The sequence below is a fragment of the Kitasatospora herbaricolor genome, from assembly GCF_030813695.1.
GTDB classification, from domain to species: Bacteria; Actinomycetota; Actinomycetes; order Streptomycetales; family Streptomycetaceae; genus Kitasatospora; species Kitasatospora herbaricolor.
The window spans coordinates 1,593,299-1,605,876 of the sequence record NZ_JAUSVA010000002.1 but is presented as its reverse complement, the minus strand read 5'-3'; the positions used below and the strand labels follow the sequence as shown (position 1 = coordinate 1,605,876).

Genomic DNA, 12,578 nt, shown 5'->3' with positions numbered 1-12,578 from the left:
TCAGGCTCCTCGCAGGTCGGGGTGGTGGAGCCGGGCGCGGAGCGCGGCGGCGAGCTGGTCGGCCTGACCCGGGTCCTCGGGCGGGACGCCGGCGCCTTCGGCTGTCAGGGCGTGGAAGTGCTGCTGTTCGGGAGCGGTCATCGGAAGCCTCCCTCGGATGCGGCGGTCAGGTCGGCCAGCAGGGGCAGGTAGTGCCGCATGTAGGGCGGGACCTTGAGGGCGGGCACCTCGCCGAGGGGGACCATGCGCACGGCCAGGCCCTCGTCGCCGAGCCGCAGGTCCGCCTCGGGACCGTCCTGGACGGCGTGCAGGACCGAGGTGAGCCGGTGGACCAGTTCGTGGTGCGGGCCCGGCAGGGGCCGCAGGCCGGTGACCGTGATCCCGGCCTCTTCGAGGACCTCGCGTGCCGCGGTCTCCTGCGGGGTCTCGTGGGCCTCGCGCCAGCCGCCGATCGGGGTCCAGTACCCCGGCCAGGCGATGCCCGGCTTGTCGTCGCGGTGATGCATCAGCAGCCGGCCCTCGCGATCGGTGACGAACACCATGACGCCCTCGAACTCGTCGGCTGCGGCCGGGTGCTCCAGGTACAGGGCGGTACCGGAGCAGTGCGCGCGCAGGATCCGGAGGAGCCGTTGGTAGCCCGCCGGGGACAGCAGCGCGTGCCAGTCGTGAGCGGTTTCGAAGCGCCACTCGGTGTGCCCGGCCGCGGCGGGCCGGATCCGGGCCTGCTGCTCCTCGGTGAAGACCCCGCCGTCGAAGACGTACCGGCTCGCCGGCGCCGGGCCGTGGGCGCCGGCCTGCTCGTGGACGACGGCGACCAGGTGCCGGCGGGCGATCACCTCGGGGTTCTCCGCGGCGAGGTCGAGGCCGAGCTGCTCCCTGGCCTGGCGCAGCGCGGCGGCGAACGGGGACTCGCCGGATCCGACGTCGCCGCCGGGGAATTCCCACCCGGCCGGGTCGGCGGCCGAGCGCATCCCCAGGACCCGCCCGTCCGGGTCGGTGACCAGGAAGCAGCTGTGGGCGGTCAGCCGTACCAGGCCGGGGCGAGGGTCGCCGGCCGGGAGCCGGCCCGGAGCCGCCGGGCGGCCGGTGAGCCGCTCGACCACCTCGCGCTGCCGGTCGGCGGCCGCGGGCAGCCGGTCCGGATCCGCCCACTGAAGGGCGTCGTGGTCCGGGGAGAGGGCAACCGGGGTGCCGTCCGGCACCGCGGTGGTGAAGACGAACTGCCGCAGCCGCCGGCGCGCCGGTCGGTGAGGTCCAGGCTCCGCGCGTACTCCAGCGGCCGACCGGCGAGCCCGGTCCGCTCGGCCAGCACGCGCTCGGCGCCGGCCTCCACGTCCTCGCCGTCGGTGCAGGCGCCCCTCCGGGAACTCCCAACAGTCCGATGTGAGTTCCGGCCCGGCCCGGCGGATCGTCAGGATCCGGCCGCCGGTGTCGCGGACCACCACACCTACGCCGATCCGCTCGATGCCCTCGCGGGCGGCCGACGCGGTCAGCACTCCGAAGTCGATCACAGGTCGCTCCCTTCGCTCCCGTGGCTCCTCTTGCCCTCCTGGCGTTCCGCGGCCGGCGCGTTCCGCTGGGCGGGGACGCCGGTGCGTTCGTTCTGCAGATCCCACAGTTCCCTGAACCGGCCGCCGTCCTCGGCGACCAGCTCGGCGAACGTGCCCTCCTGGAGGACCTTTCCGTCTTCGAGGACGACGATGCGGTCGGCGACGGCCACATTCGTGAGCCGGTGGGTGACCAGGACGACCGCCCGCTGCTGTGCGACGGCCCGCAGGTTCTGGAAGATCCGGTGCTCGGCCCGCGGATCGAGGGCGGCGGTCGGCTCGTCCAGGACGAGGAGTCCGGCCTCCCGGTGGAACGCCCGGGCGATGGCCAGGCGCTGCCACTGCCCGCCGGACAGCTCCTCGCCGCCGAGCCACTCCACCGCCAGCAGCGTCGCGAGGCCCCGGCGGAGCTTGGCGACGACCTCGCCCGCTCCGGAGGCGTCGGCGGCGCGCAGCACGGCCCGGTCGCCCTCGGCGGTCGGCTGGCCCAGCGTGATGTTCTCCCGGCAGGTCAGCGGCCAGCGCGCGTAGTCCTGCGGCACGACCGCGACCTGCCGCCACAGGGCCTGCGGGTCCAGGTCCCGGGTGTCGTGCCCGTCCCACCGCACCGACCCGCCGTCCGGCAGGTAGAGCCCGGCCAGCAGCTTCGAGAGGGTGGTCTTGCCGGAGTCGTTCTCGCCCACCAGGGCCAGGATCTCGCCCCGTTCGACGTGCAGGCTGACCCCGTCGAGGGCGGTGCGGTCGGCGGCGGGGTAGGCGTAGACGAGGTTCTCCACGGCGATCCGGTCGGGCGCCTGCGGCACGCCGGTGCCGCGCCGCGGCCGGTGACCGCCGGCGGTGTCCAGGAAGCTCGACCAGTCGTCCAGATACATGCCGGTGCGGAACAGGTCCGCGCCGTAGCCGACGATGCCGCTCAGACTGGTGCCGACCGCGGCGAGCGCGAACACCGCCGCGCCGCCGCGCGGCAGGCTCATCCGGCCGGTGCTGACCAGCCAGAGCATCGCCGCCCACACCAGGGCCGTGCCGAGGCCGGACGCGGCCGCGCCGGCCACCGACACCCGGGCGCTCTGCATCGCCGCCTGCCGCGAGCCGGCGTCCAGCCGCCGGCCGACCTGCTCGTACTTGTCGAGCAGGAAGTCCCCCATGGTGTCGGAGCGGACCTGGTCGGCGTTGCGCTTGAGGTGGATGTACCAGCGCAGGTTCGCCATGATCCGGCGGTCGCCGATCGCGGCCCGGTTCGCCAGGAACTGCACCCGGGCGGCGCGCACCGACGCGATCCCCTGCGGCAGTGCCGCCAGGACCAGCAGGGGGAGCAGGGCCGGGTGGAGCACGGTCAGCACACCGGCCGCGCCGATCAGGGCGGCGAGCGAGGCGAGCAGGTTCTGCGCCTCCCCGACGATGTCCACGCACACCTCGGCGCCGCGGTCGGCGGCCTCCAGTTCGTCGTTGTAGCCGGCGTGGTCGTAGGCGGTCAGCTCGGCGGCCACGGTGGCGCGCAGCACCGCGGCCTCGGCCTCGCGGGAGATGCGGGGGGACAGCTGGATGGTGATGGTCCGGATCGTGATGCCGAGCAGGGAGCGGGCCCCGGCCGCCGTCGCGATCACGATGATCGAGGGCGCGGCGTGGGCGAGCTTCTCGCCGACCTGGCCCGGGCCGAACAGGGCCGAGATCGTGCCGGTGGTCGCGAACAGGCCGGCCGCGCCGAGCACGGCGGACACGGCCTGGCAGGCCAGGAGCAGCGCGACGGACGAGCGGTCGATGTGCCAGCCGAGACGGAAGGCACGGATCACGAGGGTCGGCAGGCGGCGGGCCATCGCCGTGACGCTGATCGCCTCGATCGCCTCGACGCGCCGGCCGTCGGCGAGCCAGCGCAGTTCCTCGTCGGCCGCTTCGGCCGGGGTGCCTGTCGTGGCGCTCAAGCTTTGGCCTCCTTGCGGACGTCCTGGACCGCGAGGCCCTCACGAGTGGGCCGGATTCCGGCCACCGGGGCGGGGGGATTCACCACAGCTCCTCCAGACACAGACGGTGCGCGAGCATGGGGGATCGCCGGTGGGACAGCCCTGGGATGACCAATTAGGCTTCCAGGGAGCTGAGTTGGGTGGATGGCCCACCGGCCGGGAGGGTCTGATGATGGTGCTGTTCGATCGCGCCGTTCAAGCGGATCACCTCCGGGCGAGCCCGGGTCGAACGGGGGCATTTCGATTACGCGAGGGAGGGTCCGCTCGCTCGTCGGCCGGGCGTGGTCGGCGGTGGCCGGGGGGCCGGATCCCAGTGCGCAGGCGCCCGAGCGTCCGTTCGACGACCGTGGCCCGTGGAGTTCGAGGGGATCCGGCCGGCGGGACGGGCGAGCGGACCATCCGGAGCGCGCTCGTCACCGAATTCACTCGTTCGACTGGTCAGCCGCACAGCAGGTTTCGGGCGGTGGGCAGGCCCGGAGGAGGGGCGGCCAGGAGTCCGGAGGGCGGTGTGGTGCCGGAGCCCGGGCGGGGCCGGACGGCGGGCTTCCAGGACCCTCCCGGGGGAAACGGCAGCGACGCCGGGCAGGGCGAGGCGGGAAGCGAACACCGTCTGGCCCTGGGAGACTTCGCGGGCGCCGCCACCGGTCGGCGCGCCGCCGCCCACCCGGCCGACCTGGTCCCGGTCGGCGCCGCCGCCTACCCGGCCGACCCGGTCCCGGTCAGTTCCGCCGCCAGCAGCGCGGCGGCGCCGGCGACCAGTGGTTCGTCCGCGGGCGCGGCGGAGGCGTCCTTGGTGGACAGGACCGCCAGCACGATCGGGCCCCGGCCGGGCGGCCAGGTGATGCCCACGTCGTTGGTGGTGCCGTGGGCGCCGGTGCCGGTCTTGTCCGCGACGGTCCAGTCCCTGGGCAGCCCCGCCCTGAAGCGGTCGGTGCTGGTGGTGTTGCCCAGCAGCCAACCGGTCAGCCGCTTCGCGTCCCCCGGGCGGAGGGCGCCTCCCCGGGTGAGGCGGGCGTACGTCCGGCCGATCGCGCGGGGGCTCGAAGTGTCGGTCACCCGGCCGGGCTCCGCCGAGTTCAGCTCGGGCTCCCACCGGTCCAGCCGGGTGACCTCGTCCCCGACGGAGCGGCAGAAGCGGGTGACCGCGCCGGGGCCGCCGAGCTCGCGCAGCAGGAGGTTGGCGGCGGTGTTGTCGCTGTGGTCGACGGCGGCCGCGCACAGGTCGGCGACGGTCATGCCGTCGGCGAGGTTCCCGGGCAGGCCGGTGACCGGCGCGTAGCCGGACGCCGTGACGTCCTGCTGCGTGTACCGGATGCGGTGGGCCAGGAACTCGCCGTCCCGGTCGAGGTCCCGCAGGACGGCGGCGACGGCGATCGTCTTGAACGTCGAGCACATCGGGAAGAGTTCGTCCGCGCGGTGCAGCACGGTCCGGCCGGTGACGGTGTCCCACGCGAAGACCCCCAGCCGCGCGGAGTGCGCCCGCTCAAGGGCGTGCAGCCGGGCGGTGGTCCGCCCGCCGTCCGGGCTATGGGCGAAGGCCGTGCCCGCGGTGGGGAGAAGGACGGTGAGGGCTGTCGCGGCGGCTCCGGTCACCACCCCGCGCCGACTCGGACGCATGTCCATGTGCTTTCCTCTGTTCGTGCGGCCAGCTGTCGGTCGGCCGTCCCTCTTTCGGGTGGCCGACCCATTCGTCCCTTATGAGGACATCTCTCATGAGGACGCAGCCCCACACGTGTGCGTTCCCGTCCGCCTTCCGCCGTCCGCCGCCTGGCGGCCCGTCACCGGTCGAGCCGGGGTCGGGCCGCCAGGGGCGAGCAGTCCGGGTCAGGCGCGGCAGCGCAGCATGGCCAGCGGGGGGTTGGCGGTGAAGTCCGCCCAGAACTCCTCGCCGTACGCCCGCAGGCCGGCGTCGGAGATCTCCAGGGGCACCCAGGTGATGTCCTTGAATCCGGCCGCCCGCAGGCTCCGCTCCAGGACCTCGCGGCTCGGCGGGTTCGCGACGAACGAGATCGGCGGGTCGAGGAGTGCGGTGATCCGCACGCGCGGCCCGATCTCGGTCTCCTCGCCGAGCGATTCGCACAGGAAGCCGTACTTGGCCAGCGAGGGCCCGTCGAAGCGGAGGTCCGGGTTCTGCGTGAAGACGAAGAACTCGGCCCCGTCCACGACGCTGCGGTGGACGGCGCGACACATCCGCTCGATGGTGGCGACGTCGTCGGCGTAGTTGAACAGCTGGACCGCGACCGCGATGTCGAAGGGCGGCTCGAAGGCGCGCAGTCGGGCGACGTCGCCGACCTCGTAGTGGACGCCCAGCGGGTCGCCGTCCTCCAGGGCCCGGGCCGCGTCGACCATCGCGGAGGAGATGTCGACGCCGAGGACGTGGGACGCGCCGCGGCGCTTGAACTCCCGGCTGTAGAAGCCGGTTCCCGAGGCCAGGTCGAGGATCGACCGGCCCTTCACGTCGCCGACCAGGGAGAGGAAGCCGGGCACCTCCCCGTAGCGCGCGAGCGGGAGGGTCTTGAAGCCCTCGAACGCCTCACCGATCTCGTCGTACAGCTGACCGCTCATCGTACGGTTCCCCCTCTGCGTCGGCTCCGGCTCTCGGATCGGGCCGCAGCTCCTGGCCGGAAGTCTCCCGCCCGCTGGCGGGGCGTCGTACTGGCGGATGCTCCAAATATGCCGTGCCGAAAGGCCGGTGCAGTCTTCGTGATCGCATCGGACGACTGGTGGGACCACCGGCCCGAATGCCCCGGTGCGCCGAGGATATGACCATCGGTCAATCACCCTCTGCGGTTCGTCCTTCTCCTCCGGGAGGTCGTGCCCCGAAGTCGGCGGGCGACAAGTGGCCCTTCGTGAAGCCGAACTGCCGGTGCGGCCCGGTGGCGACAGGGCCGCCGGTGGTGGCCGTCGCCCGGCGCCGCGGCCCGGTCAGTGCGGGCCGGGTCCGGCGGTCAGCCAGCTGCCGATCCCCGGCAGCGCCTCCGGTCCGCTGTCGCTCTCCACCGAGGCGACCAGGTCGGCGATCGTGATCCCGGCCAGCGCGGCCCGCCAGGCGGCGTCCGCGGTTCCCATCGCCCGGGCGACGGGGCACGGCTTGGTGCACTGCTCGGGCGGCGTGGCGAAGGGGCCTCGCTGGCGTATCTCGGTGCACACGAACGCCGGGCTCGCCCCGTCGACGGCCTGCACCACGTCCAGGAGCGTGATCTCGCCGGCGTCCCGGGTGATCACGTAACCGCCGGTCTTGCCCTGGGTCGAACGCACCAGCCCGGCCCGGGAGAGCGCCTGGAGCTGTTTGGCCATGTAGCTCGGCGAGACGTCGTGCAGTTCGGCCAGCCGGGCGGCCGGCACCGGTTCGGTGGCCGCGGTCAGCACCACACAGCAGTGCAGGGCCCATTCGACGCCGCCCGACAGTTTCACGCCACCTCCCAAATGACTCGGACATATACTATCCGAGTAGTATCCCGGACATTCGATGTCCGAGTTAACGTCCGGGGGAACGCCCGGCTCACGAAGGAAGGCACACCATGAAGATCACCGTCATCGGCACCGGTCTGATCGGATCCCGGCTCGCCGCCGTACTCGAGAAGCGGGGCCACGACGTGACCACGGCGTCCCTGTCCTCCGGCGTCGACCTGCTCACCGGTGCCGGCCTCGAGGCGGCCCTGGCCGGTGCTCACACGGTCGTCAACGTGACCAACTCCCCGACCTTCGACGACCAGTCCCTCGCCTTCTTCCGCACCACCGTGGGCAACCTGCTCGCCGCGGGCGAGAAGGCCGGCGTGCGCCACCAGGTCGTCCTGTCGATCGTCGGGGTCGACCAGGTCCCCCAGCTGGACTACTACCGGGCCAAGCTGCTCCAGGAGGAGCTGCTGCGCGGCGGCCCGACCCCGTACTCGATCGTCCGCGCCACCCAGTTCTTCGAGTTCATGGAGCCCACCATGTCCTGGACCTCGGACGACACCGCCGTCCGGCTGCCGGCCACCCCCGTCCAGCCCATCGCCGCCGACGACGTGGTCGACGCCCTCGCGGACGTGGCCACCGGCGCCCCGCTCGACGGCATCCTCGACGTCGCGGGCCCTGACAGGTTCACCCTGGACGAGGTCGGCCGCATCACCCTGGCCGCCCGGGAGGACGGGCGGCCGGTCGTCACCGACGACCGGGCCGGCCTGTTCGCCGCCGTCCGGGGCGACGTCCTCACCGCCGGCCCGGCCGCCCGGCTGGCCCCCACCCACTACCGGGACTGGCTGCGGACCACTCGCAACGGTTGACCGGCCCCGGCTGCGCCGGGCCCGCCGCGGGCCGGCCCCACCCCTCGGACCGGCTCCGCCGGGGCCGCGTCGCCCGTGCGGGTCGGTCGGTGTCGTCGTCGCGCGGCGCGGCCGGCCCGGGGCGGCGGGGGGCACCGGGTCAGCCGTGGGCGAGTTCCAGGACGGCGATGCCGGTGAGCACGGTGGCGCTGGCGGCCAGGCGGACATGGCCGAGGCGTTCGCGCAGGAAGAGGACGCCGATGAGCGCGGCGAGCACGATGCTGGTCTCGCGCAGGGCCGCGATGGTGGCCAGGTCGCCGGCGGTCTGCGCCCAGACGACCAGGCCGTAGGCCGTCAGCGAGATGAGCCCGCCGGTCAGCCCGGCCACCCGTCCCTGCCGGAGCTGGCCGGGCAGGGCGCGGCCGCGCAGCAGCACGGCCACCGTGAGCACGGCCGCGCCCTGGGTGAGGAACATCCACGCGATGTAGCCGTCCGCGGCGCCGGACCGGCGGACCCCGATGCCGTCCACCACGGTGTACGCCGCGATCAGCGCACCGGTGGTGAGCGCCGCGCCCAGCGCGGGCAGCTGCTCACGGCCCGGCAGTCCGCCGGCGAACGCGAGGCCGGCCAGTCCGAGCGAGATCACCAGGATGCCCAGCAGCCGGGTGCCGTGCAGCGGGTCCCCCAGGACGGTCGCCGCGACCAGGGCCACGACCATCGGCGAGGTGCCCCGGGCGAGCGGGTACATCTGCCCGAAGTCGCCGAGGCGGTAGGCCCGCAGGAGCTGGAGCTGGTAGCAGACCTGGAGCGCCGCGGAGGCGGCGAGGCACGGCCAGGCCGAGCGGTCGGGCAGCGGCGCCGGCCAGGTCATCGCCGCGCCGACGGCGAGGAAAACCGTGTTCATCAGGGCGAACCCCGCGAGCTTGTCCGCCATTCCGTGGGCGAGTGCGTTCCAGACGGCGTGCAGCAAGGCTGCGACCAGGACCACGCACGGTACTGCTTCCGGACTCACCGGCGTCCCCTCGAACGGAAAAGTTGTACATACAACGTCTATCGTTCTGGGGCGGTGCCGTCAACCGGCGAGCCCCCGCGGCCGGGCGAGCGGTGCGCCGGCATTCCTGGCTGGCGCCGGCCAGGCACGGGCTGACGGGGCTGACGGGGCGGACCGGGCGGTGGCGGACCGGGCGGGCGGGGAGCGCGCCGGTTGGTGGTGTGTTGGCGATCCGTTGGCACGGTGCTGCACCGTCACCGGTAGAACGGGTGATCCCCGGGCGGTACGGGCGGGCGCCGCGACAGGGTCGTCGACGTCCTGCGGATCAGGACGCGTACGGGACTGCTCGCGGAGTCCGGGTGCGAGGTGCCCCGGCGCCGTCCGCGGGTCACCGACGTACAGAAAGGATCTGAGCATGAGGCAGAAGGTGAAGTCCGCGCTGCGCGGCGCGACGGTGGCGTTCAGCGCGGCCCTGCTGGTCGCGGCCGGGACCGCTTCGGCGAGCGCGAAGGTCGGCGCGCCGTACATCCGCTACGGGAACTCCGGCTTCAACGTCCAGTGCGTGCAGTACGCGCTGAACCACTGGAACTCGGTGCAGGGCGGCGGCAGCAGCCACCTCATCAGCGTGGACGGGCAGTTCGGCAACAACACGCTCACCGAGGTCAAGCGCTACCAGAGCGCCTTCGGCCTGGACCCCGACGGCGTGGTGGGCCCCGCGACCGGCGGGCGCATGTACTGGGCCTGGATCGCCGGCGACCTCGACGGCCCGGCCTGCTACCAGGTCATGCCGACGCAGTCCTGACGGACGGCAACGGGTTCGCGCCGACTCCGGCAAGGGCTGCCCAGGGCGGGCGGGTTGACCCAGGGCCGGACGGGCCCTGGGTCAACCCGCCCGCGTGGAGCAGGACGTGTACAGGTTCGCCGGCAGCCGTCCGCGCCCGCCCGGGATCACGGTGTCCATGGGCAGGAGGCCACCCGGGTTACCACGTGCCCCGTCCGTCCGGTTCGGTCTCCGGCGCCGTCCGTGTCGGTGGCGGTGCCTAGCATGACCGGCATGCGTGAGTTCTTCATGGTGCACGGGCGGCGGCTGTCCTACCTGGACTTCGGCGGCCCGGGTGTTCCCCTGCTGGCCTTCCACGGGCACTACAACGAGGCCTCGGCCTTCGGGCCGCTGGGCGAGGCGTTGGCGCCGCGGTGGCGGGTGATCGCGCTCGATCAGCGCGGGCACGGTGAGTCCGACCGGGCCACGGGGTACGAACGGGGCGACTACGTGGCCGACATCGCGGCGTTCCACCGACATCTGGGCCTCGGTCCGGTGGCGGTCGTGGGTCACTCGCTGGGCGGCCTGAACGCCTACCAGTACGCCGCGAGGCATCCGGGCCGGGTCACCGCGCTGATCGTCGAGGACATCGGCGCGGTGGTGGACTGCGACTGGTCGTTCACCGAGCGGCTCCTGCGGGGTGCCGCGTCCCGACCGGAGCTGATCGCGGCACTCGGCGCGGCCGCACCCTATCTGGAGTGTTCGGTACGGCGGTCCGGGGACGGTTGGGGATTCTCCTTCGACCTTGAGGACACCGTGCGCTCCCAGAAGGCGCTCAACGGCGACCACTGGGGGGACTGGACGGGCGTCAGCTGCCCGACGCTGCTGGTGCGTGGCACGCGCAGCGACGAACTGGCCGCCGACCACGCCCGCGCCATGGTGACCCGCCGGCGCGGCCGGGCCGAGCTGGTCGAGCTGCCCGCCGGGCACGTCGTGCACCACGATGCGCCCGCCGAATTCGCCGATGCCGTCCGTGACTTCTTGGTCAGGAGCACCGCGTCCTGAGCGGGAGGTGCTGCTGGCTGTCCGTCGGCCGCTCGACGCTCCGGGAGCGGGCCGTCTACCCGACATCCTGCAGTCCGCGAGCAGCCTGACGCGTGTCGGCCGCGGTGAACGCCTCGCTGATCGGCGCGATGAGCGAGGCGAAGCGGCGGGCACCCAGGGCGCCGACCGGCTCCCACAGTGCGGCGCAGTGCTGGTCCGTCTCCACCTCGATGCGCTCGCGTGCCGCGCTGCCGGCCGCCGTGATCACGGCGTCGGAGTCGAGCCAGCCGCGCGCCACCAGACGCGAGGTCGCCGCGGTCCACTCCTCGTCGTCCCAGCGGCGGGTCGCCCGCACGAGCGCTGCCGGGAGCCGGCCCGTGGCGGTGTGCAGAACGAGACAGTCGCACGGCCCGAGGCCGTTGTCGGCGAGCACGACGAGGTGGGCGTCGCCGCGCCATTCTCGCGCCACCGTGATCTGCTGCCACAGCGCGACGAGGGGATCGCCCGGAAGCGCGACCGAGGCGTTCGCGGCGGCGAGCACCTTGCCGGCGTAGTCGGCACCGGCGACGACCGGGTCGATCAGTGAGCGCGCCTCGGCGAGGTGGTCGTCCGTCAGCTGCGTGTCGACGCGCCGCATCGCCTGTCCGGCGGCCCGGAAGCGGGCGGCCTGCCACCGCTCGGGCGGCGCGGCGTCCCACACGCCGGCCATGGCCCGCACCGCCCGCGGGCTGAAGTTGTAGAAGGCCGCGAGCGTGACCTGCCACGGAACCGCGCCCATGGCGGCCGACCGGAAGGCCAGATAGGCCGCCCCGCGGTCGGTCACGCCGAGTTCGGCCGCCGCCTGGGCGCTCTCGGGGGCGAGATAGATGAACAGGTGGGCGGCGCTGACGGCACGGCTGACCTCGCGGACGGCGCTCAGGTCCGTCGGGCCGTCGCCGGGGCGGGCGGAGCCGGGAAGTTCGTCGAGCTGCATCGCGGATCTTCCTCCGGGGAGTCTGGCGGCGCTGTGGGTTCGGGCGGTGGGACCGACGCCGCGCGTTCGAGGGCGGGAGCGGCCATGGTGGAGCCGAGGACGGCAGGGAGAGGGGCACGGCCGGTCGTCGCGCCGCACGGCGACGGAACGGTGCCTTCGTCGATCGCTCTCCTCCGCTGATGAATCGACAGTAGCAGCAATAATCGATTATCAAGCGGATCGTCTAAGCTTGCGCCATGACTGGCACGCCTCACAGCCCCGCTCCCTCCGGGAAGCAGATGCTCTCCGAGCAGGTCCACGCACACCTGCGGGACGCGATCATGCGCGGTGACCACGCCCCTGGTGACGCCCTCAAGCCGCAGGACCTCGCCAGGCAACAGGGCGTGAGCCTGGCCGTCACGCGCGAGGCGCTGGTGCGGCTGGTCGGCGAGGGGCTCGCCGACCGGCTGCCCAACCGCGGATTCGCGGTCCCGCCCTACTCCGACCACCGCTGGCAGGAGATCGCGGAAGCCCGCCGGACCATCGAACCGGTCGTCCTGCGCATGTCCGTCGAGCGGGGCGACATCGACTGGGAGTCCCGCGTGCGGGCCGCCCACCATCGCCTGGCCCGCACCCCGGCGTACGCGCCGACGGAAGGCGAGCACTACACCGCCGCTTGGGCCGAGGCGCACCGGGTCTTCCACCGCACGTTGCTGGAGGCGTGCGGCAACCGCGCACTGCTGGAGACCTTCGACCGGCTGTGGACCGCGAGCGAACTGGCCCGCCGCTGGTCGGCGCACCGCAACCCCGACCGGGACGGCGCCGAGGAGCACCGCAGGCTGGAGGAGGCGGCGCTGGCCCGCGACGCCGACACCGCGGCCGCGCTCTTGGCTCAGCACCTCACGCTGACCGCGGCTGCGCTGACCGACGGTTCAGGTCGAGCCACCTGACGACCTGCCGCATCATCGAGGCGGCGGCCCGATCGCCTGCATCGGTCGGGTGGCGGCTGCGCGGTCGCCGAGCGGGCCGGGATCTCGATGCTGTCCGGTCGCGGTGCGACGCCCTCGGCCCGAACGGTGGGT

General features: G+C 73.6%; 12 protein-coding genes. 4 read left to right on the top strand and 8 right to left on the bottom strand.

Translation table 11 applies throughout. The features are described 5' to 3' along the window. From J2S46_RS07330 to J2S46_RS07305, 6 genes are all read right to left on the bottom strand, one after another. Window positions 1–141, bottom strand: coding sequence for a hypothetical protein (locus J2S46_RS07330; protein ID WP_191290818.1), 141 nt, complete (start codon window positions 139–141; stop codon window positions 1–3). Then, window positions 138–1,202 (bottom strand): NUDIX domain-containing protein, encoded by a 1,065-nt coding sequence (locus tag J2S46_RS07325; RefSeq protein ID WP_191290819.1) that lies wholly within the window; start codon window positions 1,200–1,202, stop codon window positions 138–140. Before J2S46_RS07325 ends, J2S46_RS07330 begins: the two co-directional genes overlap by 4 nt. Before the next feature lie 305 nt (window positions 1,203–1,507). Continuing rightward, window positions 1,508–3,466 (bottom strand): ABC transporter ATP-binding protein, encoded by a 1,959-nt coding sequence (locus J2S46_RS07320; RefSeq protein WP_229912841.1) that lies wholly within the window; start codon window positions 3,464–3,466, stop codon window positions 1,508–1,510. A 735-nt stretch (window positions 3,467–4,201) separates the two neighbouring features. Then, window positions 4,202–5,128, bottom strand: coding sequence for a class A beta-lactamase (gene bla, locus J2S46_RS07315; protein WP_191290820.1), 927 nt, complete (start codon window positions 5,126–5,128; stop codon window positions 4,202–4,204). Between the two features lie 201 nt (window positions 5,129–5,329). Next, window positions 5,330–6,070 carry a class I SAM-dependent methyltransferase gene (locus J2S46_RS07310; RefSeq protein ID WP_191290821.1) on the bottom strand — a complete coding sequence of 247 codons (741 nt, stop codon included), beginning with the start codon at window positions 6,068–6,070 and terminating at the stop codon, window positions 5,330–5,332. 360 nt (window positions 6,071–6,430) lie between these two features. Next, window positions 6,431–6,919 (bottom strand): RrF2 family transcriptional regulator, encoded by a 489-nt coding sequence (locus J2S46_RS07305; protein ID WP_191290822.1) that lies wholly within the window; start codon window positions 6,917–6,919, stop codon window positions 6,431–6,433. A 107-nt stretch (window positions 6,920–7,026) separates the two neighbouring features. Here J2S46_RS07305 and J2S46_RS07300 point away from each other — a divergent pair, with 107 nt between their 5' ends. After that, a complete protein-coding gene (locus J2S46_RS07300) occupies window positions 7,027–7,770 on the top strand; it encodes an SDR family oxidoreductase (RefSeq protein ID WP_191290823.1) in 744 nt (247 codons plus the stop codon). A gap of 139 nt (window positions 7,771–7,909) precedes the next feature. Here the strand turns inward: J2S46_RS07300 and J2S46_RS07295 are convergent, their stop codons facing one another. After that, window positions 7,910–8,737 carry an EamA family transporter gene (locus tag J2S46_RS07295; protein ID WP_307349159.1) on the bottom strand — a complete coding sequence of 276 codons (828 nt, stop codon included), beginning with the start codon at window positions 8,735–8,737 and terminating at the stop codon, window positions 7,910–7,912. A 418-nt stretch (window positions 8,738–9,155) separates the two neighbouring features. On the opposite strand from J2S46_RS07295, the gene J2S46_RS07290 reads away from it, so the two are divergent. Both J2S46_RS07290 and J2S46_RS07285 read left to right on the top strand, forming a co-directional pair. Further along, window positions 9,156–9,542: a peptidoglycan-binding domain-containing protein gene (locus tag J2S46_RS07290; protein ID WP_191290824.1), complete on the top strand. Its 387-nt coding sequence runs from the start codon at window positions 9,156–9,158 to the stop codon at window positions 9,540–9,542. A 252-nt stretch (window positions 9,543–9,794) separates the two neighbouring features. Next, entirely contained in the window at window positions 9,795–10,565 is a 771-nt protein-coding gene (locus J2S46_RS07285; RefSeq protein ID WP_307349156.1) for an alpha/beta fold hydrolase, read from the top strand. A gap of 55 nt (window positions 10,566–10,620) precedes the next feature. On the opposite strand, the gene J2S46_RS07280 is transcribed toward J2S46_RS07285, so the two are convergent. Further along, on the bottom strand, window positions 10,621–11,517 hold the full coding sequence (locus J2S46_RS07280) for an SCO6745 family protein (RefSeq protein WP_191290826.1): 897 nt from the start codon (window positions 11,515–11,517) through the stop codon (window positions 10,621–10,623). Window positions 11,518–11,753: 236 nt separating this feature from the next. On the opposite strand from J2S46_RS07280, the gene J2S46_RS07275 reads away from it, so the two are divergent. Further along, the gene (locus J2S46_RS07275) at window positions 11,754–12,446 is read left to right on the top strand and encodes a GntR family transcriptional regulator (RefSeq protein ID WP_191290827.1); all 693 of its coding nucleotides are present in this window, start codon (window positions 11,754–11,756) and stop codon (window positions 12,444–12,446) included. The last annotated feature ends 132 nt before the right edge of the window (window positions 12,447–12,578 follow it).